The organism is Burkholderia stagnalis (assembly GCF_902830275.1).
In the GTDB taxonomy this organism is placed as follows: domain Bacteria; phylum Pseudomonadota; class Gammaproteobacteria; order Burkholderiales; family Burkholderiaceae; genus Burkholderia; species Burkholderia stagnalis.
Window position 1 is genome coordinate 73229 of the sequence record NZ_CADESW010000027.1, and the last position, 22621, is coordinate 95849.

The 22621-nt window shown below is 69.5% G+C and carries 18 protein-coding genes and 1 pseudogene; 6 read left to right on the forward strand and 13 right to left on the reverse strand.

Annotation, left to right across the window (positions count from 1 at the left end; all coding sequences use genetic code 11):
• Window positions 1-6 precede the first annotated feature (6 nt).
• The 7 genes from HWY45_RS32260 to HWY45_RS32290 all read right to left on the reverse strand — a co-directional run bounded on the left by HWY45_RS32260 (window position 7) and on the right by HWY45_RS32290 (window position 9724).
• Window positions 7-594: a LysE family translocator gene (locus HWY45_RS32260; protein ID WP_059807832.1), complete on the reverse strand. Its 588-nt coding sequence runs from the start codon at window positions 592-594 to the stop codon at window positions 7-9.
• 102 nt (window positions 595-696) lie between these two features.
• Window positions 697-2139: a heavy metal sensor histidine kinase gene (locus tag HWY45_RS32265; protein ID WP_059807830.1), complete on the reverse strand. Its 1443-nt coding sequence runs from the start codon at window positions 2137-2139 to the stop codon at window positions 697-699.
• Entirely contained in the window at window positions 2136-2840 is a 705-nt protein-coding gene (locus tag HWY45_RS32270) for a heavy metal response regulator transcription factor (RefSeq protein ID WP_059883658.1), read from the reverse strand. The genes HWY45_RS32265 and HWY45_RS32270 overlap by 4 nt, the downstream gene beginning before the upstream one ends.
• Window positions 2841-2859: 19 nt before the next feature.
• Window positions 2860-4353 (reverse strand): efflux transporter outer membrane subunit, encoded by a 1494-nt coding sequence (locus tag HWY45_RS32275; protein ID WP_059883657.1) that lies wholly within the window; start codon window positions 4351-4353, stop codon window positions 2860-2862.
• Window positions 4350-5582, reverse strand: a complete 1233-nt coding sequence (locus tag HWY45_RS32280; protein WP_059883656.1) for an efflux RND transporter periplasmic adaptor subunit — start codon at window positions 5580-5582, stop codon at window positions 4350-4352. Before HWY45_RS32280 ends, HWY45_RS32275 begins: the two co-directional genes overlap by 4 nt.
• Window positions 5583-5625: 43 nt before the next feature.
• Window positions 5626-8778, reverse strand: coding sequence for an efflux RND transporter permease subunit (locus HWY45_RS32285; RefSeq protein WP_059883655.1), 3153 nt, complete (start codon window positions 8776-8778; stop codon window positions 5626-5628).
• A 196-nt stretch (window positions 8779-8974) separates the two neighbouring features.
• Window positions 8975-9724, reverse strand: coding sequence for a Crp/Fnr family transcriptional regulator (locus tag HWY45_RS32290; protein ID WP_059566661.1), 750 nt, complete (start codon window positions 9722-9724; stop codon window positions 8975-8977).
• Window positions 9725-10169: 445 nt separating this feature from the next.
• On the opposite strand from HWY45_RS32290, the gene HWY45_RS32295 reads away from it, so the two are divergent.
• A complete protein-coding gene (locus HWY45_RS32295) occupies window positions 10170-11825 on the forward strand; it encodes an acyl-CoA synthetase (protein WP_059883654.1) in 1656 nt (551 codons plus the stop codon).
• A 24-nt stretch (window positions 11826-11849) separates the two neighbouring features.
• Here HWY45_RS32295 and HWY45_RS32300 read toward each other — a convergent pair whose 3' ends face one another.
• The 3 genes from HWY45_RS32300 to HWY45_RS32310 all read right to left on the reverse strand — a co-directional run bounded on the left by HWY45_RS32300 (window position 11850) and on the right by HWY45_RS32310 (window position 15124).
• Window positions 11850-12293 carry a YqaA family protein gene (locus HWY45_RS32300; protein WP_059566663.1) on the reverse strand — a complete coding sequence of 148 codons (444 nt, stop codon included), beginning with the start codon at window positions 12291-12293 and terminating at the stop codon, window positions 11850-11852.
• A 58-nt stretch (window positions 12294-12351) separates the two neighbouring features.
• Window positions 12352-14331 carry a methyl-accepting chemotaxis protein gene (locus tag HWY45_RS32305; protein ID WP_059566664.1) on the reverse strand — a complete coding sequence of 660 codons (1980 nt, stop codon included), beginning with the start codon at window positions 14329-14331 and terminating at the stop codon, window positions 12352-12354.
• A gap of 154 nt (window positions 14332-14485) precedes the next feature.
• Window positions 14486-15124 carry a LysE family translocator gene (locus HWY45_RS32310; RefSeq protein ID WP_059883653.1) on the reverse strand — a complete coding sequence of 213 codons (639 nt, stop codon included), beginning with the start codon at window positions 15122-15124 and terminating at the stop codon, window positions 14486-14488.
• A gap of 284 nt (window positions 15125-15408) precedes the next feature.
• Here HWY45_RS32310 and HWY45_RS32315 point away from each other — a divergent pair, with 284 nt between their 5' ends.
• Window positions 15409-15891 carry an Lrp/AsnC family transcriptional regulator gene (locus HWY45_RS32315; RefSeq protein WP_017329575.1) on the forward strand — a complete coding sequence of 161 codons (483 nt, stop codon included), beginning with the start codon at window positions 15409-15411 and terminating at the stop codon, window positions 15889-15891.
• Window positions 15892-15990: 99 nt separating this feature from the next.
• Here HWY45_RS32315 and HWY45_RS32320 read toward each other — a convergent pair whose 3' ends face one another.
• Window positions 15991-16134 carry a hypothetical protein gene (locus tag HWY45_RS32320; RefSeq protein ID WP_167361402.1) on the reverse strand — a complete coding sequence of 48 codons (144 nt, stop codon included), beginning with the start codon at window positions 16132-16134 and terminating at the stop codon, window positions 15991-15993.
• Between the two features lie 238 nt (window positions 16135-16372).
• A complete protein-coding gene (locus HWY45_RS32325) occupies window positions 16373-18022 on the reverse strand; it encodes an IclR family transcriptional regulator (RefSeq protein WP_059883652.1) in 1650 nt (549 codons plus the stop codon).
• A 175-nt stretch (window positions 18023-18197) separates the two neighbouring features.
• On the opposite strand from HWY45_RS32325, the gene HWY45_RS32330 reads away from it, so the two are divergent.
• The 3 genes from HWY45_RS32330 (at window position 18198) to HWY45_RS32340 (ending at window position 22077) form a co-directional block, all read left to right on the forward strand.
• Window positions 18198-19157: an MBL fold metallo-hydrolase gene (locus HWY45_RS32330; protein WP_059883651.1), complete on the forward strand. Its 960-nt coding sequence runs from the start codon at window positions 18198-18200 to the stop codon at window positions 19155-19157.
• A 159-nt stretch (window positions 19158-19316) separates the two neighbouring features.
• The gene (locus HWY45_RS32335; protein WP_059883650.1) at window positions 19317-20666 is read left to right on the forward strand and encodes an MFS transporter; all 1350 of its coding nucleotides are present in this window, start codon (window positions 19317-19319) and stop codon (window positions 20664-20666) included.
• A gap of 67 nt (window positions 20667-20733) precedes the next feature.
• Window positions 20734-22077 carry an MFS transporter gene (locus tag HWY45_RS32340; RefSeq protein ID WP_059883649.1) on the forward strand — a complete coding sequence of 448 codons (1344 nt, stop codon included), beginning with the start codon at window positions 20734-20736 and terminating at the stop codon, window positions 22075-22077.
• Window positions 22078-22080: 3 nt separating this feature from the next.
• Here the strand turns inward: HWY45_RS32340 and HWY45_RS32345 are convergent.
• Window positions 22081-22448 (reverse strand): annotated as a pseudogene (locus HWY45_RS32345) (VOC family protein).
• On the opposite strand from HWY45_RS32345, the gene HWY45_RS32350 reads away from it, so the two are divergent.
• Window positions 22383-22607, forward strand: coding sequence for a hypothetical protein (locus tag HWY45_RS32350; RefSeq protein WP_170304050.1), 225 nt, complete (start codon window positions 22383-22385; stop codon window positions 22605-22607). The pseudogene HWY45_RS32345 and the gene HWY45_RS32350 overlap by 66 nt on opposite strands.
• Window positions 22608-22621 lie beyond the last annotated feature (14 nt).

Sequence of the window (22621 nt, forward strand, 5' to 3'; positions counted from 1 at the left end):
GGCGCGTCACGCATCGAGCAGGTAGAGCGCGCTGCCGGCCAGCAGCAGCGCCATCAGCCGGTTGAACGCACGCATCCGGCGCGCGTTCGCGAGCCGGTGCTGCAGCGACGCGCCCGCGTACGACCAGCACGCGATCGACGCGAAACAGATCACCAGGTACAGCGCGGCGAATTGCCAGACCAGCGCGCGGTCGCCGTCGGCCGCGTACGCGCCCATCGCGGCCACGCACGCGAGCCATGCCTTCGGGTTCAGCCATTGCATCGCCGCGCCGGCGGCTGCCGACGGGCCCGCGACCCGCGCATCGGGCGACAGCTGGCCGCTGTCGAGCGCGAGGCGCAGCGCCATGTACAGCAGGAACGCGATGCCCGCCCATTGCGTCGCGGCCGTCAGCACCGGCCAGCGCACGAGCGCCGCGTGCAGGCCGAGCCCGATCAGCAGGAACAGCGCGACGAAGCCGAGCGTCGCGCCGGCCGCGTACCGGAGGCTCGCGCCGAGGCCGTAGCGCGCGCCGGCGCTGAGCGCGACGATGTTGACCGGGCCGGGCGTGATCGACGACGCGAGCGCGAACGCCGCCATTGAAACCAGAATGCTCATTCGGTGCCTCCATGCGGATTGAGAGTCGCATCGAGGCTAAAGGCGCGGGGCGGGGGTGTATTGAAGAAAACTGCCCTTGGCGGCGCGGGCCGCCGAAGGGCGTCAGTGCAGCGCGCGCGGCGCGGGAGCCGTTGCCGGAGCGGAAACCGGCGCTGCGTCGGCCGCCCGCGCCGGCTCGGCGGCCGGCGCCGCGACCGAGAACCCGAACGTGTTGAGGCCGGCCGCGCACGCGACGAACACGCTGCCGCCGTGCATTTCCGCGACCGCCTTGACGATCGACAGCCCGAGCCCGTGGTTTTCCGTGCTGTTCGCGCGTGCCTCCTCGAGCCGGTAGAAGCGTTCGAACATATGCGCGCGCTGCGCGACGTCGATCGGCGCACCGGGGTTCGCGACCGACACCTCGACGAGCGTGTCGCGCCGCGTGATCGTCACCTGCAGCATCGCGCCGGGCGCCGAGTGCTGGATCGCATTGATCAGCAGGTTCGTCATCGCGCGGCGGAACAGCGACGGATCGACGCTCGCGCGCGCGTCGCCGTGCAGCTCGGCGCGCAACTGCGCCTCGTCGAGCGGGATCTCCAGGAAATCGAGCATGCGCCGCACCTCGCCGGCGAGCGACACGTCCTTCAGGTCGCTCGCGCGCTCGCCGCGATCGCTGCGCGACAGGAACAGCATGTCGTTGACGATCACGCGCAGCCGTTCGAATTCCTCGAGGTTCGACTGCAGCGTCTGGCGCATCCGCTCGACCGAGCGGTCGCGGCTCGTCAGCGCGACCTGGGTCTGGCCGATCAGGATGCTCACCGGCGTGCGCAGCTCGTGCGCGACGTCGGCGTTGAAGGCCTCGAGCCGCTCGTAGGCCTGCTGGATGCGTTCGAGCGCGCCGTTGAACGACGCGGCGAGATCGCGCAGCTCGGCCGGGAGCGCGTCGGTCTGCAGCCGCTGCTGCCGGTTCGCGGAGCCGATCGCCGCCGCGTCCTGCGACATCCGGTCGAGCGGCGCGAGCCCGAAGCGCGCGACCGCGCGGCCCAGCAGCAGCGTGATGCCGGTGGCGAGCGCGATCAGCGCGGCGAGCGTCCAGCCGAAGCGGCGCAGCATCCGCTGCGTGCGCTCGCACGACGTCGCGACGATCAGCTTCAGCTCGGGGCGTTCGCCGCTGCCGGCCACCGTGACGGTCTTGGTCATCACGTCGTAGCTGCTGTCGTTGAGCCGGTAGCGCTGGAACGCGCCGAACGGCGCACCGTGCGGCGTGCCGTTCGGCGGGCGGCCGAAGCGGAACGCCGGGTTCGCGCTGTCGACCTGGTAATGCGTCGAGCCGTCCGGCGGCTCGAGATCGGCGAGCTTCTCCTGCGTGATGTGCCAGCGCGCGGCCGTGGTCGCGTGCGACACGATCATCTCGACCACCTTCGCTCGCGTGTCGAGCGTCGCGCGCAGCTCGGCGAACAGTTGCCGCTCCATCATCACGAACAGGCCGACGCCGACCAGCGTAAACACGAGGAACGACACGATGCCGAACATCGCGGACAGGCGCAGGGCGATCGAGCGTTTCATAGGCGCCTCTCGCCGTCGGCCTCGTCGCGCGCCTCGCGCTCCTCGAGCACGTAGCCCATCCCGCGGATCGTGTGCAGCAGCTTGTCGGCGAACGGGCCGTCGAGCTTCGCGCGCAGCCGCTTGATCGCGGTCTCGACGACGTTCGCGTTGCTGTCGAAGTTCACGTCCCACACGAGCTCGGCGATCGTCGTCTTCGACAGCACCTCGCCGCTGCGCCGCGCGAGCACGCCGAGCAGCTGGAATTCCTGCGCGGTCAGGTCGAGGCGCGTGCCGTCGCGCGTCGCGCGGCGGCCGATCAGGTCGACCCGCAGGTCGCCGATCGAGATCAGCGTCGATTCCTGCACGCGCGCGCGGCGCGTCAGCGCGCGCAGCCGCTCGATCAGCTCGAGGAACGAGAACGGCTTGGTCAGGTAGTCGTCGGCGCCGCCGCGCAGCCCGCGCACGCGATCGTCCACGCGGTCGCGCGCGGTGAGCATGATCACCGGCGTCTGCTTCTGCGCGCGCAATGCGCGCAGCACGCCGAAGCCGTCGAGCTTCGGCAGCATCACGTCGAGCACCACCACGTCGTAGTCGAATTCGACGGCTTTCCACGCGCCGTCCTCGCCGTCGAGCGCGGTGTCGACCACCCAGCCTTCCTCGGTCAGGCCGCTCTTCAGGTATTCGACGACCTTCAGTTCGTCGTCGACGATCAGCACTTTCATGTCGGGTTCCGTTGTCGGGTCAGGGGGCCGCCGCCGTGACGGCGGGCGGTGCGGGGTTCGCCGGCTCGCCGTCCGCCCAGCCGCCGCCGAGCGCCTTCGCGAGGAACACCACGAGCGCCGCGCGCTGGCCCTGGATCTGCACGGCCTGCCGCTCGCTCGTCAGCAGTTGCTGCTGCGCGGTCAACACGTCGATGAACGGCGTCAGCCCGCCCGCGTAGCGGTCCTGCGCGAGCGACACCAGCTTGCGCGCGTCGTCGACCGCGGCCGCCGCCTGCCGCGCCGCCTCGTCGAGCACCGACAGGCCGGTGACCGCATTTTGCACCTCCTGGAACGCGGTGAGCACGGCCTGCCGGTAATTCGCCTGCGCGGCAACGTAGCCGGCCTGCGCGAAATCGACGCCGGCCTTCAGCCGGCCGCCCTCGAACAGCGGCTGGCTGAGCGACGCGCCCACCGACCACAGCAGCGCCGGCACGGTGAACAGCCCCGAGAAGCGGGCCGCGTCCCAGCCGATGCCGGGCGTCAGCGTGACGCGGGGGAAATACGCGGCGCGCGCGACGCCGATCTGCGCGTTCGCGGCGGCCATCGCGCGCTCGGCCGACGCGACGTCGGGGCGGCGCTGCAGCAGGTCGCTCGGCATGCCGGTCGGCAGCGCGGGCGCATTGATCGGCACCACGCGCGGCGGCAACGAGAAGGCCGGCGCGGGCGTGCCGACCAGCGTCGCGATCGCCGTCTCCACCTGCGCACGCTGCTGGAGCAGCAACTGGGCCTGGGTGCGCGTGGCGTCGAGCTGCGCGCGCTGCTGCAGCAGATCGAGGCCCGACACCGCGCCGAGGTCGTGGCGCGCGGTGACGTAATCGAGCGCCTTCTGCTGCAGGTCGATCGAGCGCCTGACGACGTCGATTTCCGCATCGAGCTCGCGCAGCGCGAAGTAGCTCGACGCGAGATCGGCGGTCAGCACGAGGCGCGCGTTCGCGAAATCGTCGCGTGCCTGCTCGGTGCCGGCCTGCGCGGATTCGACGCTGCGCCGCACGCGCCCGAACAGGTCGAGTTCGTAGCTGGCGCTGGCGCCGACCTGGATGTCGTTCTGCACCGTCGACGAACTCCTTACCGCGTAGTTCGTCTGCGGCCGGTCGGCGGAGATCTTGAAGCGCTGGCCGCTCGCGTTCAGGTTCACGGCCGGATACTGCGCGGACGCGACCGACGCGAGCGTCGCCTTCGCCTGGTCGTAGCGCGCGGCGACGACTTTCAGGCTCTGGTTGTTGCGCAGCGCGTCGGCTTCGAGCGCGTCGAGCTGCGGATCGCCGAACGCGCGCCACCAGGCCGGATCGAGCGGCGCATGCGCGGGCGCGGCCGGGTGCCAGTACGCGTCGGCCGGGTCGAGCCGCCACGCGGCGGGCGTGTCGACGTCGGGCCGCCGATAGTCGGGGCCGACCGCGCAGCCGGCGAGGGCGGCGAGGGTGGCGAGCGCCGTGGCCAGCGCGACCGGCCGCCGCGGGAAGCGGGCGCGCGTCACGTCTTCGCTCCTGGCGCGGCGCCGGACGCGGGTTGCGGCGGCTGCTTGGCGATGACGACCTGGTCGCCGTTCGCGAGCGCGTCGCTCGGGTTCACGACGAGGCGATCGTCGGGCGTGATGCCGCCGTCGATCTCGAGCGTCTGCCCGACGGTGCGCAGCACCGTCACCGGTTTCAGGCGGATCTGGCCGTGCGCGTCGACGGTCGCGACCGTCGGCCCTTCCGCGCGGAACAGCAGCGTGTTGGCGGGGATCGACAGGCGGCCGGCAGGTGCCATCGGCAGCGTCGCCTGCACGTAGGCGCCGGGCAGCAGCCGGCCGTCGGGGTTCGGCAGCGTGATCTCGATCTGCAGCGAGCGGGTGGCGACGTCGATCGCCTCGGACGTGCGCGTGATCGTGCCGTCGAACGTCTGCCCCGGCAGCTCGGCCTGCGCGACGCTCACGTGCTGGCCGGTCTTCACCTGCTGCGCATACGCCTGCGGCACCTGCACGTACAGGCGCAGCCGGTCGGCCTGCACGACGGTGAACAGCGCGCGGCCCGCGTTGCCGGAACTGACGAGATCGCCGACGTCCACGTTGCGCTGCGTGACGATCCCGTCGATCGGCGCGACGATGCGCTGGAAACCCTTCAGCTCGGTGAGCCGGCGCATGTTCGCGTCGGCCGCCGCGAGGTTGGCAGTGCCCTGGTTGTACGCGCCCTGGCGGTCGTCGAGCTCCTGCTGCGACACCGCATCGCGCTGGCGCAGCTGCTGCGCGCGCTCGAACGACGTCTTCGCGAGCGCGAGCGCGGCCTGCGCCTGCTGGCGTTGCGCGGTGGCCTGCGCGAGCTCCTGGTTCAGCTCAGGGGTGTCGAGCTCGGCGAGCAGCTGCCCCTGCTTCACGTGCGCGCCGATATCGGCCTGCCAGCGCAGCACGTAGCCGCTCGCACGCGCGAAGATCGGCGCCTCGACATAGCCGCGCAGGGTGCCCGGCAGCGACAGCCGGCCGCCGGACGCGGCGTCGGCCGGATGCACGACGTTCACGTACTGGCGCGCGTTCTGCGCGGTGAGCGCGTCGAGCCGGTTGTGGTTCGTGACGTTGCTGACGATCGTGCGCGCCGCGCCGGCCGCCAGCAGCACGCCGACGACGATCACGACGATCCGCGCGCGTCGCCACACGCCGGCCCGCGCGGGCAGGTCGAGCCCGTGTTCGTCTACCTGGATGCCGACGGCGCTGTGATGTTTCTCTTCCATGAGTTCAACCGGTCTATATGCGAAGCGGGAATCAGTGTCCGGCCTAGCTCGCCCGCCGCCGCGCGAGCCGCGCATGCACGCCGGCGAACACGAGCGGAACGAACAGCAGCGTCGAGACGGTCGCGAACAGCAGCCCGCCGATCACCGCGCGGCCGAGCGGCGCGTTCTGCTCGGCGCCTTCACCGAGGCCGAGCGCCATCGGCACCATGCCGATGATCATCGCGAGCGCGGTCATCAGCACCGGGCGGATGCGGGTCGCGCCGGCCTCGAGCGCGGCGGTGAGCGGCGGCGCGCCGGCCGCGAGCCGCTGGCGCGCGAACGACACGACGAGAATGCTGTTCGCGGTCGCGACGCCCACCGTCATCACCGCGCCCGTCAGCGCGGGCACGCTCAGGTGGGTGCCGGTGACGAACAGCATCCACGCGATGCCGGCGAGCGCGGCCGGCATCGCGCTGATGATGATCAGCGGGTCGAGCCACGACTGGAAGTTCACGACGATCAGCAGGTAGACGAGCACGATCGCCATCGCGACGCCCGCGCCGAGGCCGATGTATGACGTGCGCATCGTCTCGATCTGGCCGCGCATCGTCAGCTCGGTGCCGCGCGGCAGCGTCGCGCGCGCGTCGGACACGATGCGGTCGATCTCGCTCGCCACCGAGCCGAGGTCGCGGCCCTCGACGCTCACGTACAGGTCGATCGCCGGGCGGATGTTGTAGTGCGTGATCACCGCCGGCTCGCTCGTGGTGCGCACCTGCACGAGGTTGCCGAGCAGTTGCAGCGGCGCGCCGGTGCGCCCGGCGGATACGGGCGTGCCCAGCAGGTCGCCCACCGAGCCGATGTCGTACTGCGGGGTCTGGATCGCGAGCGGGTACTGCACGCCCGACTTCGGGTTGACCCAGAACGATGGCGTGGTCTGCCCGCTGCCCGACAGCGAGATCAGCATGTTCTGCGCGACGTTCTGCGCGGAGAGGTTCAGCTGCTGCATGCGCGTGCGGTCCATGTCGGCCACCAGGGTCGGCTGGTCGTTGCGCTGCAGCACGTGCGCGTCGACCGCGCCGGGGATTTGCCTGACCTGTTTCATCAGGCGGCTTGCGATAGCCATGTTACTCGCGAGATCGTTGCCGAGCACCTGCACGTCGATCGCGGCCGGCTGCCCGAAGTTCAGGATCTGCGTGATGATGTCCGACGGCTGGAAGAAGAACTCGGCGCCCGGGAAGCGTTCGGGCAGCAGCGCGCGCAGCCGCTCGACGTAGTGCTGCGTTGCCGCGTGGCCGGGCTTCAGCGCGATCAGGATCTCGCCGTCGAGCGAGCCGATCGTGCCCGCGTTGCTGTACGACAGGTTGATGCCGCTGATCGGCTGCCCGAGGTTGTCGACGATCGCGCCGAGCTCGTCGGGCGGCACGACCTCGCGCACCACGCGTTCGACCTGGTCGGCGAGGCGCGCGGTTTCCTCGATCCGGTAGCCGGTCGGCGCGCGCATGTGCAGCCGGATGTTGCCGGAATCGGCGTTCGGGAAGAAGTCGCGGCCGAGCGCGAACACGAGGCCCGTCGACAGCACGCAGAAGCCGAGGAAGCACATCGCGTAGAAGCGGCGGCGCACCAGCAGCATGCTGAGCAGCACGATGTACGACGCGCGCAGCCGCTCGAACGCGTGATTGAAGCGGTGATGGATGCGCGCGAAACGCGACGTCGAACGGCCGGGCCCGGTGCTCGCCTGCTGCGGGCGGAACAGCAGCATCGCGAGCGTCGGCACGAGCGTGCGCGACAGCACGTACGACGCGAGCATCGCGAACACCACGGCTTCCGCGAGCGGCACGAACAGGTAGCGCGCGACGCCGGTGAGGAAGAACATCGGCACGAACACGATGCAGATGCACAGCGTCGACACGAACGCCGGCACCGCGATCTCGCCCGCGCCGTCGAGGATCGCGTCGTGCAGGCCGGTGCCGAGATGCAGGTGACGCTCGATGTTCTCGATCGTCACGGTTGCATCGTCCACCAGGATGCCGACCGCGAGCGCAAGGCCGCCGAGCGTCATGATGTTGATGGTTTCGCCGAGTGCGGCGAGCGCGATCAGCGACGTGAAGATCGACAGCGGGATCGAGATCGCGATGATCAGCGTGCTGCGCCAGTTGCCGAGGAACAGCAGGATCATCAGCGCGGTCAGCACGGCGGCGATCAGCGCCTCGTGGATCACGCCCTGCACGGCGGCGTCGACGAACACCGACTGGTCGAACAGCGGCGTGATCGTCAGGCCCTCGGGCAGCGTCGGCTCGACCTTCGGCAGCAGCGCTTTCAGGTCCGACACGACCTTCAGCGTCGATGCGTCGCCGCTCTTCAGGATGGACACCAGCACGCCGCGCTGGCCGTTCTGGCGCACCACGTTGGTCTGCGGCGAGAAGCCGTCGCGCACGGCCGCGACTTCGCCGAGGTAGGTGGTCGCGCCGTTCACGGTCTGCAGCGGGATATGGCCGATGTCGGCGATGGTGTCGGCCGACGCGTTGGTGTCGATCCGGTACTCGGTCTGGCCCATCTTCGCGGTGCCGGTGGGCAGCACGAGGTTCTGCGCATTGACCGCGTTGACGACGTCGGTGGGCGTGAGCCCCTTCGACATCAGCGCCTTCGAATCGATGTCGACCGCGACGACGCGCGTGCGCCCGCCGTACGGGAACGGCACCTGCGCGCCGGGGATCGTGATCAGCTGCGGGCGCAGGAAGTTCAGCGCGATGTCGGCGAGCGACTGCTCGCTGAGCGTCTTGCTCGACAGCCCGAGCTGGATCACCGGGATGCTCGACGCGGAATAGGTGATCACGAGCGGCGGCGTCGCGCCCTGCGGCATTTGCCGGACGATCGCCTGCGCGGACGATACCGTCTGCGCGATCGCGGTCTGCACGTTCGCGCCCGGCTGCAGGAACACCTTGACGACGGCCGTGCCGGGCAGCGTCGTCGATTCGATGTGCTGGATGTTGTTGACGGTGGTCGTCAGCACCCGCTCATGCACCGCGGTGATGCGGTTGGTCATCTCCTTCGCCGACAGCCCGTTGTAATTCCAGATCACGCTGATCACGGGGATGTCGATCGACGGCAGCACGTCGACGGGCGTGCGCATCAGCGCGAGCGGGGTGGCCAGCACGATCATGATGGCCATCACGATGAACGTGTAGGGGCGCCTGAGCGCGAGATTGACGATCCACATGGAGGCAGCGAGGCAGGCGGCGATCAGACGTTGGTAACGGGCACTCGAATGATAGGCGGGCAGGCTGAACGGGTCACTGACGCGAAACTGGCGGGATTGTCAGCTTCGCGCGGCGCCGGCGTGATGGCCGGTTGCGCGCGCATTCGTCAGACGTGAGCCGCGACTCGTTCGCGGCCCGCCCCGCGGCGCTCGTCGCTCAGATCTGCTCCATCCCGAACCGCGCGAGCGCCGCGAGATCGACGACCTCGATCTGGTTGTACGCGAGCCGCAGCACGCCGCGCTTCTCGAGCTGCTGCAGCGCCTGGTTGATCCGCTGCCGCGACACGCCGACCAGCATCCCCAGTTCCTCCTGCGAAATCGCCAGCGCCGGGCCGGTGTCCGGGTACAGGTCCGGGTTGAACAGCTGCGCGAGCGCCTGCGCGACGCGCGCATCGACGTCGAGCAGCCGGCTGTTCTGGATCGACGCGATGAATTCGCCCATCCGGTTGTTCAGCTGATGGATCACGAAGCGCGTGAACGGCAGGCTGCTGTCGAGCAGCGCGTGGAACGTGTCGGCCGGCACGAACAGCACGGTCGAGCGCTGGATCGCGACCACCTCGTACTTGCGCGGCTCGCGCTTGATCACGCTGCCTTCGCCGAACCAGCCGCCGGACGGCACCCCGGAGAACGTGCAGCCGCGCCCGGACGCATTGAAGATCGCGAGCTTCAGCAGCCCGCGATGCACGCCGATCCAGTACTCGGACGGCGCGAGCCGCTGCGCGATCACGTCGCCGGCCTCGCGGCATTCGACGCGCGACTGCGCGAGCACCATCGCCTGGTGTTCGGGGGCGAGCGTGCGGAACCACGCGCACTGGCCGAACAGCACGGCCAGCGGGCCGGGCTCGGGCGGCGCATCCACGGCGGGCGCGTCGAAGGGGGCGCGAGGGGGGAGAACGTCGTCGTGCATGGGTCCGGGTTTGCGAGGATAGGGATAACACGCGGGGCGCCGGGCGGACTCTGTCGTTTCGATGACAGACGGCCCACAATAGCGCCCGTTAGGCTAGGGTCTGTTTACATATGGAACGTGCATGCGTTGCCACGAGAACGGCCGCTCGCGAGGCGCGCAACGCGGCGAGCGGCCGTTCTCGTGGCAACCCAAATTGAAAAACCATTCCAGGGGAATGCCCGAAATCGCCCGCATGGCGGCGTCGCTTGTCGCTTGTCTGGCTCGGCCAAACGGCGCTCCTCACTTCTTGCCTGCGAGCGATTTCGGGCATTCGCATGCACGTGCCATATGTAAACAGCCCCTAGAATTGAACCACATCAAAACGATTCGAGGCGCGAGCGCCTCGGCTTTGCACGGGACCTGACCGACGCGCGAGCGCCAGGCCGGGCCGACTGGAGACAACACCATGACGCAGATGTTCGAAGCGGGCCTCGAGCGCCGCGATGCCAACTACGTACCGCTCACGCCGATCGACTTCCTCGTGCGCTCGGCCGAGGTGTACGGCGACCGCCTGGCGATCGTGCACGGCGACGTGCGCCGCACCTGGGGCGAGACCTACACGCGTTCGAAGCAGCTGGCGAGCGCGCTCGCGCAGGCCGGCGTCGGCCGCGGCGACACGGTCGCGGCGCTGCTGCCGAACATCCCGCCGATGGTCGAGGCGCACTTCGGCGTGCCGATGGCGGGCGCCGTGCTGAACACGATCAACACGCGGCTCGACATCCCGTCGATGCTGTTCATGCTGCGCCATGGCGAAGCGAAGGTGCTGATCGTCGACACCGAGTACGCGGACCTCGCGCAGCGCGCGGCGCTGGAGATCCCCGGGCTGCGGATCGTCAGCGTCGCCGATGCGATGCCGGCCGACCCCGCGCGCTTCGCGGGCGCGACCGACTACGAGGCGTTCGTTGCCGGCGGCGACCCCGACTACGCGTGGACGCCGCCCGCCGACGAGTGGGACGCGATCGCGCTGAACTACACGTCCGGCACGACCGGCGACCCGAAGGGCGTGGTCTACCACCACCGCGGCGCGTACCTCGCCGCGATCAGCAACCTCCTCGAATGGGACATGCCGAAGCACGCGGTCTACCTGTGGACGCTGCCGCTGTTCCACTGCAACGGCTGGTGCTTCCCGTGGGCGATCGCGGCGCGCGCGGGCGTGAACGTGTGCCTGCGCAAGTTCGACGCGAAGACCGTGTTCGACCTGATCCGCCGGGAGCGCATCACGCACTACTGCGGTGCGCCGATCGTGCAGAGCGCGATCGCGAACGCGCCGGCCGAATGGCGCGAAGGCATCGACCACACCGTGCACGCGATGGTCGCGGGCGCCGCGCCGGCGCCGTCCGTGATCGCGAAGATGAAGGAGATCGGCTTCGACCTGCTGCACGTGTACGGGCTGACCGAGGTCTACGGCCCGGCGACGGTCTGCGCGCAGCAGTCGCACTGGAGCGAGGTGTCCGACGACGAGCGCGCGCGGCTCAACGCGCGGCAGGGCGTGCGCTACCACCTCGAGGCGGGCGCGACGGTGCTCGACCCGGACACGATGGCGCCGGTGCCGGCCGACGGCGAGACGCTCGGCGAGATCATGTTCCGCGGCAACATCTGCATGAAGGGCTACCTGAAGAACCCGAAGGCGACCGACGACGCGTTCCATGGCGGCTGGTTCCATACGGGCGATCTCGCGGTGCTGTCGCCGGACGGCTACATCCGCATCAAGGACCGCAAGAAGGACATCATCATCTCGGGCGGCGAGAACATCTCGAGCATCGAGGTCGAGGATGCGCTGTACCGGCATCCGGCGGTGGCGGTGGCAGCGGTGGTCGCGATGCCCGACCCGAAGTGGGGCGAGGTGCCGTGCGCGTTCGTCGAGCTGCGCGAGGGCATGGACGCGACCGAGGAGGAGATCGTCGCGCACTGCCGGCAGCTGCTCGCGGGCTTCAAGGTGCCGAAGGCAGTGCGCTTCGGCGAGCTGCCGAAGACGTCGACCGGCAAGATCCAGAAATTCCAGCTGCGCAGCGCGGTCGGCTCGGACAAGGCGATCGATCTGGCGGGAAGCGGAAAGAAGTGACCGTCCGCGGTGTGGCGCGTGCGCTCAATGCGGCACGAGCCACACGATCGCCAGGTAGCGGCCGACCTTCGCGAGCGTGACGATCGCGAGAAAGCGCGGCAGCGGCTCGCGCATCACGCCGGCGATCATCGTCAGCGGATCGCCGATCACCGGCGCCCAGCTCAGCAGCAGCGACCAGTGGCCGTAGCGCGCATACCAGCGCCCGGCGCGCGCGAGTGCCGCCGGCTTCACCGGAAACCAGCGGCGCTCGCGGAAATGCTCGATCCCGCGGCCGAGAGCCCAGTTGATCGTCGAGCCGGCGACGTTGCCGATGCTCGCGACGAGCACGAGCGCCCACGCCGGCTCGCGGCCGGCGATCAGCAGGCCGGCGAGCACGGCTTCGGACTGGAGCGGGAACAGGGTCGCGGCCACCAGCGACACGGCGAACAAGCCGCCGTAGGTGGCAAATTCGGCAAGCAATTCGGACATCGCGCGATTGTACCGGCCGCGCGGCGGCCGGCTTGCGTCAAGCGTGGGCGGCGCGCCGCTATTCGCCGCGGCCGAGCTTGAACACGCTGACGGCTTCGGCGAGTTCGGCCGCCTGGTCGCGCAGCGTGACGGCCGCGTGTTCGGCCTGCGCGATCAGCGCCGCGTTCTGCTGCGTCGCCTCGCCGATCTGCGTGACCGCGAGGTTCACCTGCTCGATGCCGGACGACTGCTCGCGCGACGCCGTGCTGATTTCGGCGATGATGGTGCGCACCTGGTCGACGCGCGTGACGATGTCGCGCATCGTGCCGTGCGCGGCCTCGGCGATCCGGTAACCCTGCTCGACGGTCGTCGCCGATTCGCTGCTCAGCGCCTCGATTTCCTTGACCGCCGCCGCGCTGCGCTGCGCGAGCGCGCGCACTTCGGCGGCGACCACCGCGAAGCCCTTGCCGTGCTCGCCCGCGCGCGCGGCCTCGACGGCCGCGTTCAGCGCGAGGATGTTGGTCTGGAACGCGATGCCTTCGATCACCCCCGTGATCTCGGCGATCTTGCGCGTCGCGCGCTCGATCTCGCCCATCGTCGCGACCACCCGCTGCACGGCTTCACCGCCGCCCGTCGCGGCGTCGGACGCGCCCGCGACCAGCGCGTTCGCCTGCGCCGCATGCTCGGCGTTCTGCTGCACGGCGGCGGTGATTTCCTCCATGCTCGCGGCCGTCTGCTCGACGCTGCTCGCCTGCGTCGCGATGCGGGCGGCGATGTCGCCGCTGCCGGCCGCGATCTCGACGGTGCCTTGCGCCATCTCGGCGGAGCCGCGCCGCACCTGCGCGACGATCCGCGCGAGGCCGTCGCCGATGCCGTCGACGGCCTGCACGAGGCGGCCGATCTCGTCGGCGCCGCGCGGCGCGTGGCCGTCGTCGCGGATGCGCGCGCTCAGGTCGCCGGCGGCGAAGCGCTCGGACGCCCGCGCGGCCGCTTCGAGCGGCCGGCTCACGACGCGCCGCACCACGACCACGAACACCGCGGCGAACGCGAGCACGAGCACGGCGGCGATCAGCAGGAAGCGGTTGCGGGTGGCGCGCATGTCGGCCAGCATCTCGTCGTCGATCGCGATGCCGCCCACCAGCCACTGCCACTGCGGGATCGTCGAGAACGACACGAATTTCGCGCTCGGGCCGCGATCCTGCGCGGCCGGGTCGGTCGACGTGTACGCGAGCTGGCCGCGGCCCGCCGCGAGCATCTGCGCGTAGGGCGCCGCGTCGCCGTCGGCGCGCTTGCCGGCCGCGTCCGGATGGACGACGAAGGTGCCGCGCGCGGGGCCCGGCGACGCGTCGATCACGAAGTAGTAGCCATGCTCGCCGATCTTCAGCTCGCGGATGCCGGCCTCGACGAGGCTGATCTCGCTGCCGACGTCGAGGCCGACGAACAGCGCGCCGATCACGCGGCCGCTTGCATCGGTGACGGGTTTGTATTCGGTGATGAACGGCTTGCCGAACAGCTTCGCGAGGCCCGTGTAGCTGCGGCCCGCGATCAGCGGCGCATACGCGGGGCTCGCGCGGTCGAGGCGCGTGCCGATCGCGCGCGCGCCGTCCTGCTTCTTCAGCGACGTGGTGATGCGCACGAAGTCGTCGCCGTCGCGCGCGAAGATCGTCGCGATCGCGCCGCTCTTGTGCAGGAACTGGTCGGGAATCGAGAAGTCGAGATCGAGCGGCTTGCCGCCCGCGGACAGCGTCGGCGCCATGACGCCGCCGCCGAGGTCGAAGGTGCGTGCCGGGTCGAGCGCGAAATCGGCCGGCAGGAAACTCGCGAACAGCGTCATCGCGCGGTTCGCTTCGGCCGACAGCGCCTTGTCGAACAGCTCGATCATCGCGCCGATCGAGCGTTCCTTTTCCGCGATGCGCGCATGCGCCTGGTCGGCGATCTGCTCGCCGGCGAGATGGGCGAGGGTCCACGCGAAGGCGGCGAACAGCAGTGCGACTGTCGCACACGACAATGCAGCCAGACGAGCGCCAACGCTCACCCGGCCCAGGGGAATCAAGCTCATAAAACTTCCTGCGTGGGGACGGAGAGGAGGCGGAACGCACGCGTCACCGCAATTTCGTCACAGGAATAACGGCAGCGCGCGGGCGTTCTTTAGTGCGATCGACTTCGATATGTCGTGCGAAGGGGTTTGGGGCGAGGGCGGCGCGCGGGGCGGTTCAGTTCCAGCCGACCATGATCGCGCCCATCCCGACCAGCAGGCCGCCCGTCACACGGTTCATCGCGCGCATCCGCGCGGGCCGCTGCATCGCGCGGCTCAGCCGGTGCGAGAACAGCGCCATCGACGCGACGCCGCCCGCGAACAGCAGCGCGAACGTCGCGGCGAGCAGCAGGTACTGGAGGTTCAGGCTCCATTCGGCGTTCGCGCTGATGAATTGCGGAAAGAACGACGGGAAGAACAGCAGCGTCTTCGGATTCAGGCCCGAGGTCGCGACGCCGCGCCAGAACAGTTCGCGCCCGGCGCCGGATGCGGGCTGCGCGATATCGGACGAGGCGGCCGGCGTCTGCGCCGGCGCGCGGTTGAGCCATTGCCTGCAGCCGAGCCAGACCAGGTACGCGGCGCCGGTCCAGCGCAGCACGGTGAGCGCGCGCTCGTCGATATGCACGAGCGAATTCAGGCACAGCGCGGTCAGCGCAAGCTGCAGCAGCACGGCGAGCGTGCCGCCCCACACGCAGGGCAGCGCGCGCCGCCAGCCGGCGCGCAGCGCGTGGTTCATCGTGAGCAGGTTGACGGGGCCGGGGGCGTAGACGAGAACGATGGAAGCGGCGAGAAACGACAGGTAAAGCCGGAACGACATGACGGAAAGCGCGGTAAGGGAGGCGGGCGCCAGCGCCGCGCACGGTGGGGTGGGTGCGCGGAAGGCGGTCTTCGAATGCCCGGGTGCCCGGCAGCGCAACTCGTGATTGCGCGCGTGCGCTCCATTGCGAAGGGGTTGTCGCGGGGAGCGTGCCGGGCCACAGGCATGGAGAAAATGTATCAGGCCCTCAACTTAAAAGGCTTCCTGTTTTCCAGCGAAACGGGTCTGAATCAGGAATGTCGTTCAGCTAGAATGCGCATTTTCAGTAGAAGATTCTTCCTGCCATGGCTACCCGCGAACGCACCCCGAAAACCCTCGACAACCAGGACCGCAAAATCCTTGGTGCGCTGCAGAAAAATGCGCGCCTGTCGAATGCCGAACTGGCCGAGCAGATCGGCATGTCGACCACCGCCTGCTGGAACCGCACGCGGCAACTCGAACTCGACGGCTACATCGATGGCTATGTCGCGCTGATCAACCAGCGCATGCTCGGCTACGCGGACATCGTGATTCTCGAAGTGACGCTCGATCGCCATGAGGACGATGCGCTGGCCCGCTTCGGCGCGGAACTCGCGGCGCTGCCCGAGGTGCTCGAGGCGTATCTCGTGTCGGGGGATTACGACTACTGGATCAAGGTCGCGGTGGACGGCACGGCCGGGTATGAACGGTTTTTGCGCGAGAAGCTGTACAAGATCTCGAGCATCCGTCACAGCCGGTCGATGTTCGCGTTGCGCTGCATGAAGGACGTGCCTTCGATACAGGTGTGAACGTGCGGGGGAATGGGTGGCCGCGCGAGGCGCGCAGCGCAGGCGGGCGGAAAGACCAGGCCGGCGATCGGGCCGCCGGCCGGCGTCGTGTCGTTCCGTTCAGCGCGGCAGGCGTGCGTGGGCCTCGGCGATGATCGCGCAGTTCTCGAGGTGCAGTGCCCATGCTTCTGCGAGCAGCGCGCCCATGCGCGTGAGCCAGCCAGCGGATGCGTTGGAACGATTGGAGACGGTGGACGTTTGCATGACGTTGCCCCATTCAGGTGGCGAGTTAGGGATAACCCTAATGATAGAGAAGCGTCACCGTCTTGTGAAATGCCATTTTGTAATATGGTAATTACTGGGCGATTTTGTTGCCGCGGCGCAACATGTCGGCGTCAGTTTGACGCGCGAACGCGACGAGACCGTGACGAAGCACGGTCTCGCACCCGGAAAAATCAACTGAACGGAATGGGCCGCCGGCGAGCGCAGGGGGCGGCGGCCGTCACTGCCCGCCGAGCCACCCGAAGCGCCACGACAGCCGCCGCGTCGCGGCGAGCAGCGCCTGCGCGAGGTCGCTGTCGGGCCCGCGCGGAAAGCCGCGCGACGCGCCGATGATCGCGATCACGAGCCGGATGCTGCCGGTGTGATCGAACACGGGCGCGGCGACCGTCGCAATGCCGGGCACCGGCGCGTCGAACGCGAAGTCGAGCCCGTCCGCGCGAATCCGCGCGAGCTGCGCGCGGAACCCATCGTCGGCGTGCACCGCGCGCCCCGCGAGGCGCACGGGCTCGTCGGCGAGCAGGTCGGCCAGCACGTCGTCGGGCACGCAGGCCGCGAACGTGCGGCCGATTGCCGTGTTGACCAGTGACATCACCGTGCCGATTCGCAGGCTCACATGCTGCGGCCGTGCCGATTCCTCGAAGCGGATCACGGTCGGCCCGAGCGGCCCGAGCGTTGCCGTCGCGACGCTCATGTCGGTCGCCTCGGCGAGCGCGACGATCTCGGCTTCGGCGTCGCGCGCTGGCGACACGCGCTGCATCGCGATCAGGCCGAGCGCCTGGCTGAGCGGGCCGGCGCCGAAGCAGCCAGTGTCGTCGCGGCTCAGCAGGCCGATCTTCAGCAGGCTCACGAGATGCGGAAATGCCTTCGCGGCCGGCATTCCGGCCGCCGTCGCGAGATCGCGCAGCGGCAGCGCGCGGCCCGCCGATACGAGCGCGAGCAGCAGATCGCCGGTGCTGTCGAGTGCGTTGATGCCGCGTTGCGCCTTCGCGTCGCCGGCCAGCGCGGGCGGCATGTGCAACGCCGCCGTGACCGGCGCGGGCGGCAGCGCGCCGTCTTCCGCGCCGAGCGCCGCGGTTGCCTGCCGCGCCGCGTCGAGCAAGGCGGTCGCGATCGGGCCGTCCCAGGTCACGTCGATCGATCCCGTGGAACCGATCACTGTCAACGCGAGCTGCAGGCGACCGTCGGCGTCGAGCACAGGCACGCACATCGCGCTGACGCCGGGGCTCGGCAAATCGACGCTGCGCTCGATGCCGCGCGAGCGGATCGCGTCGATTTCAGCTTGCCGCGCCGCGGCGTCCGGGGCCGGCCGCGTGCCGTCGGCGCCCGCGAGCGCATCGCCCGCACCGGCCTGGCTGGCCGCCATCGCGGCAAGCTGCGCGGGATCGCCGAACGCGCGGAACACGCGGCCAGTCGCCGTCGTATCGAGCGACATCACCGAGCCGACGTGCAGGTTCACGTGCAGCGGATAGCCGCCATGCTCGATGCGCACGATCGTCGGCCCCGTTGCGCCCGGCACCGACAGCGCGACGCTGTGCCCGACGCCTTCCGCGAGCCGCGCTGCGTGCGGCAGCGCGGCCCGGTAGGCCGGCTGCCGCTCGATCGACATCAGGCCGAGCCGCAGCGACAGCGGCCCCGGCTCGTAATTGCCGGTGATCGCGTCGCGCTTCACGAGCGCGAGGCGCGTGAGGCTCACGAGATACGTATGCGCCTGCGCGCTCGACAGCTCCGCGGCCGCCGCCAGCTCGGACAGCCCGAGCGGCTTGCGCCGCCGCGCGAGCGCGTCGAGCAGCCGGCCGCCCACCTCGACGCTCTGGATGCCGCGCTGCGCCTTCTGCGGCGCGTCATCCGCGCGATCTTCGTCGTTCTGCACTGCATTCACCTGAATTCGAAACATCCCGCATGGTATCCGACGCCATTTATCGGGCCGCCCCGCACGTTTACCCGTATTCAACAATAGCAAGCAGATTTGTCATTGACAAATAATCCGGGCGAGACGATGATCCGCTCAACCCCTCAACACATGGCTCGCAGCCACGGAACGCAACATGGCCAAAGCATTCGCCTCCCAAGCCGACCTGGAAGAGAAGAAAGTCACCTGGACCCGGCTCTCCGAAAACGCATACGCCTACACCGCCGAAGGCGACCCGAACTCGGGCGTGATCATCGGCGACGACAGCGTGCTGATCGTCGACACGACCGCAACGCCCGCGATGGCGCAGGACCTGATCGCGAAGATCCGCGGCGTCACCGATAAGCCGATCAAGCACGTCGTGCTGTCGCACTACCACGCGGTGCGCGTGCTCGGCGCGTCCGCGTATTTCGCCGAAGGTGCGCAGCAGGTGATCGCGAGCCGCGGCACCTACGAGATGATCGTCGAGCGCGGCGAGGCCGACATGAAGTCGGAGATCGAGCGCTTCCCGCGCCTGTTCGCGGGCGTCGAGACGGTGCCGGGCCTGACCTGGCCGACGCTCGTGTTCGAGCGCGAGATCACGCTGTTCCTCGGCAAGCTCGAAGTGAAGATCATGCATCTCGGCTCGGGCCACACGAAGGGCGACACGGTCGTGTGGCTGCCGTCGCAGAGGGTGCTGTTCTCCGGCGACCTCGTCGAATACGACGCCGCGTGCTATTGCGGCGACGCGCAGCTCGAGCAGTGGCCGGCCACGCTCGAGGCGCTGCGCGCGCTCGGCGCGGAGAAGCTCGTGCCGGGGCGCGGCCCCGCGCTGCTGAACCCGGCCGAAGTGAACCAGGGCCTCGACTACACGAAGGATTTCGTCACGACGCTGCTCGCGCAGGGCCGCAAGGCGGTCGAGCGCAAGCTCGACCTGAAGGCCGCGATGGCGCTCACGCGCGAGGCGATGGACCCGAAGTTCGGCCACGTGTTCATCTACGAGCACTGCTTGCCGTTCGACGTGTCGCGCGCGTTCGACGAGGCGAGCGGGATCGCGCATCCGCGCATCTGGACCGCCGAGCGCGACAAGGAAATGTGGGCCGCGCTGCAGGACTGAGCGGCGGCTGACGGCGGGGCGTCCGGGCGGATGCCTCGCTCTTCCGTAGCGGCGGCCGCAACGAGGCCGCCGCGATCCTCGATCTCACAAGAAAGCAGGGCGCACGCACGCCCTCGGAGACTGCTGCGCGCTCGATTCGCGCAGTGTTTGGAGAGAGACATGCCCCAGACCCTTCCTGCCGAAGCGGCGGTTGCAGCCGCGTCCGCGTCCGCATCGGCTTCCGGCGACGCGTTGCTGTTCCGCAAGATCGCGTGGCGGATCATTCCGTTCCTGTTCCTCTGCTACGTCGTGTCGTTCCTCGACCGCATCAACATCGGCTTCGCGCAACTGCAGATGAAGCACGACCTCGGCTTCAGCGATGCGATGTACGGGCTCGGCGCGGCCGTGTTCTACGTCGGCTACGTGTTCTGCGAAGTGCCGAGCAACCTGCTGCTCGCGCGCTTCGGCGCGCGCCGCACGTTCACGCGGATCATGCTGCTGTGGGGCCTCGCGTCGACGGGGATGATGTTCGTGTCGACGCCGTCGCATTTCTACGTGCTGCGCTTCCTGCTCGGCGTGTTCGAGGCCGGCTTCTTTCCCGGCATCGTGCTCTACCTGACCTGGTGGTTCCCGGCGAACCGGCGCGCGGCGGCGATCTCGGTGTTCTTCGCAGGCGTCGCGGTCGCGGGCGTGCTCGGCGGGCTCGTGTCGGGCTGGATCATGCGCGACATGAGCGGCGTGCTCGGCCTGTACGGCTGGCAATGGATGTTCGCGATCGAAGGCGCGCCGGCGATCGTGCTCGCGTTCGTCGCGTTCGGCTACCTGGTCGACCGGCCGCAGGATGCCGCGTGGCTCACGCCGGACGAGAAGGCGCGCGTCACGGTGCTGTGTGCGGGCGGGCAGGGCCGCGATACGGCGCACGGCGCGCATGACTCGCGCAGCTTCGCCGCCGCGCTGCTGAACCCGCGCGTGTACCTGTTCGCGTTCATCTATTTCTCGCTGACCTGCGCGTCGCTGACGCTCAACTTCTGGATGCCGCTGATGATCCGCGATTTCGGCGTGACCGACGTCGTCGCGGTGAGCCTCTATACGGTCGTGCCGAACGCGATCGGCGCGGTCGGCCTGATCCTGATCGCGCGCCGCTCCGACCGCACCGGTGAACGTCGCCGGCATTTCGCTTTCTGCACCGTCGGCGGCGGGCTCGCGCTGGCCGCGCTGACGCTGCACCTGCACAGCTTCGCGGCGATGCTCGCGTGCCTGTCGATCGCGGCGACGCTGATCTTCGCCGCGCTGCCGATCTTCTGGGCGGTGCCGACCGCGCATCTGTCCGGCAAGGCCGCGGCGGGCGGGATCGCGCTGATCAGCAGCATCGGCATCACGAGCGGCATCGTCAGCCCGTGGGTGATCGGCCTGATTCGCACCCGTACCGGCAGCATGGATCTCGCGGTGTACCTGCTGGCGGCGCTGCTGGTCGCGAGCGGCGCTGCGCTGATGCTCGGCGTGAAGGGCGAGCCCGCGCGGCGGGCGTGAGCGACGGCGGCCCGCCCGGCGCGGTGAATCCGGCCGGGCCGGACAGAAACCATTCAGGAGACAACCGATGTCTGCTCCTCTACAAGCGGAAGCGGCGCGCGGCGTGGCACCCGATGCCGGCACGCCCTCGGACGACGCGCTGTACCGCCGCATCGGCATGCGCATCGTGCCGTTCCTGTTCGTCTGCTACATCGTGTCGATCCTCGACCGCAGCAACATCGGCTTCGCGCAGTTGCAGATGCGGCAGGATCTCGGCCTGACCGACGCGATGTACAGCCTCGGCGCGGTGCTGTTCTTCGTCGGCTACGTGCTGTTCGAGGTGCCGAGCAATGCATTGCTGCGCCGCTTCGGCGCGCGCCGCACGTTCGCGCGGATCCTGGTGCTGTGGGGCGCGGTGTCGGTCGCGATGATCACCGTCGACAGCGCGCGGCAGTTCTACGCGCTGCGCTTCCTGCTCGGCGTGTTCGAGGCCGGCTTCTTCCCGGGCCTCGTGTTCTATCTGACGTACTGGTACCCGGCGCGGCGGCGCGCGTCGGTGCTGTCGATCTTCTACGCGGGCGTCGCGGTGGCGGGGATGGTCGGCGGGCTGCTGTCGGGCTGGATCATGCGCGGCATGTCGGGCGTGCTCGGGCTGCACGGCTGGCAATGGATGTTCGCGATCGAGGGGGCACCCGCGATCCTGCTCGGCGCGATCGCGTGGTTCTGGCTGTGCGACCGGCCCGAACAGGCCGCGTGGCTGACGCCGGACGACCGCCGCCGGCTCGCCGACGATCTCGCGGCCGATCGCGCGCAGGCGCCCGCGCGCGCGGCGGCGTCGCTGCGCGCGGTGCTCGCCGAGCCGCGCACGTACCTGTTCGCGTTCGTGTACTTCTCGCTGACCACCGCACTGCTGATGCTGCTGTTCTGGATGCCGCTGATGATCCGCGAATTCGGCATCCACGACGTCGTGCATATCAGCCTGCTGTCGATCGTGCCGAATGCGATCGGCGCGGCGGGCCTGATCGCGATTGCGCGGCGCTCGGACCGCAAACGCGAACGGCGCAGGCATTTCGCCGCCTGCGCGCTCGGCGGCGCGGTGGCGCTCGCGCTGCTGACGCTGCACCTGCCGAGCATCGTCGCGATGATGGCGCTGCTGTCGCTGGCCGCGATGCTGATCTTCGCCGCGCACCCGGTGTTCTGGGCGATGCCGTCCGGGTATTTCTCGGGCGCGGGCGCGGCCGGCGGGATCGCGTTGATCAGCAGCATCGGCGTGTCGAGCGGAATGATTACGCCGTGGATCGTCGGCACGATCCGCACGCGCACCGGCAGCATGGATCCGGCGATGCTGATGATCGCCGCGCTGCTCGCGGCGTGTGCGGTGGCGCTGCTGGCGGGGACACGGGCGGAGCCGCCGACGGAGCCGGCGCGATGACCGTCAATCCCCGGGAACGAAGGCCGAATTGAACACCACTTCCCGCAGACGGCCGTCCGGATCCTGAAAGTATCCGGAATAACCGCCCCGGAAGGTCGTGCCAGCCGGCTTCACGAGCCGCGCGCCGGCGGCGACCGCCTGCTGCATCGCTTGGTCGACCGGCTGTGCGCTTTCGACGTTGTGACCGATCGTGAACTCGGTCGCGCCGCGTCCGGAGACAGGCATTCCGGCGTAGTGCGCAATGTCGGCGCGGCGAAAGACGCCAGCTTCAGGTTGCTATGGAGATCGAAGAACGAGACCGCGCCATGTTCGAACTCCGTGCCGACGATGCCTTCCGTTTCCAGGCCCAGGCCGTCGCGGTAGAAGCGCATTGCCGTTTCCAGATCGTCGACGCCGATGGTCGGTACGCTGATTCTTGGTTTCGGCGGCGGCCATCAAGGTTCGATGTGCTTGCAGGGGCGAATTCGCCAACCGAGCCGCACATCGCACCCGACAAGGAAAGCCGAATTGCCGCACCGATGATCCGGTAAGGGAAGGATGTCGA

Bases quoted from the DNA above. Each gene is read 5' to 3' on its own strand.
- HWY45_RS32330 (WP_059883651.1), top strand. From the start codon at position 18,198: ATGGCCAAAGCATTCGCCTCCCAAGCCGACCTGGAAGAGAAGAAAGTC.
- HWY45_RS32350 (WP_170304050.1), top strand. From the start codon at position 22,383: ATGTTCGAACTCCGTGCCGACGATGCCTTCCGTTTCCAGGCCCAGGCC.
- HWY45_RS32290 (WP_059566661.1), bottom strand. From the start codon at position 9,724: ATGCACGACGACGTTCTCCCCCCTCGCGCCCCCTTCGACGCGCCCGCC.
- HWY45_RS32260 (WP_059807832.1), bottom strand. From the start codon at position 594: ATGAGCATTCTGGTTTCAATGGCGGCGTTCGCGCTCGCGTCGTCGATC.
- HWY45_RS32300 (WP_059566663.1), bottom strand. From the start codon at position 12,293: ATGTCCGAATTGCTTGCCGAATTTGCCACCTACGGCGGCTTGTTCGCC.
- HWY45_RS32335 (WP_059883650.1), top strand. From the start codon at position 19,317: ATGCCCCAGACCCTTCCTGCCGAAGCGGCGGTTGCAGCCGCGTCCGCG.
- HWY45_RS32305 (WP_059566664.1), bottom strand. From the start codon at position 14,331: ATGAGCTTGATTCCCCTGGGCCGGGTGAGCGTTGGCGCTCGTCTGGCT.
- HWY45_RS32340 (WP_059883649.1), top strand. From the start codon at position 20,734: ATGTCTGCTCCTCTACAAGCGGAAGCGGCGCGCGGCGTGGCACCCGAT.
- HWY45_RS32280 (WP_059883656.1), bottom strand. From the start codon at position 5,582: ATGGAAGAGAAACATCACAGCGCCGTCGGCATCCAGGTAGACGAACAC.
- HWY45_RS32320 (WP_167361402.1), bottom strand. From the start codon at position 16,134: ATGCAAACGTCCACCGTCTCCAATCGTTCCAACGCATCCGCTGGCTGG.
- HWY45_RS32310 (WP_059883653.1), bottom strand. From the start codon at position 15,124: ATGTCGTTCCGGCTTTACCTGTCGTTTCTCGCCGCTTCCATCGTTCTC.
- HWY45_RS32315 (WP_017329575.1), top strand. From the start codon at position 15,409: ATGGCTACCCGCGAACGCACCCCGAAAACCCTCGACAACCAGGACCGC.
- HWY45_RS32295 (WP_059883654.1), top strand. From the start codon at position 10,170: ATGACGCAGATGTTCGAAGCGGGCCTCGAGCGCCGCGATGCCAACTAC.
- HWY45_RS32270 (WP_059883658.1), bottom strand. From the start codon at position 2,840: ATGAAAGTGCTGATCGTCGACGACGAACTGAAGGTCGTCGAATACCTG.
- HWY45_RS32265 (WP_059807830.1), bottom strand. From the start codon at position 2,139: ATGAAACGCTCGATCGCCCTGCGCCTGTCCGCGATGTTCGGCATCGTG.
- HWY45_RS32285 (WP_059883655.1), bottom strand. From the start codon at position 8,778: ATGTGGATCGTCAATCTCGCGCTCAGGCGCCCCTACACGTTCATCGTG.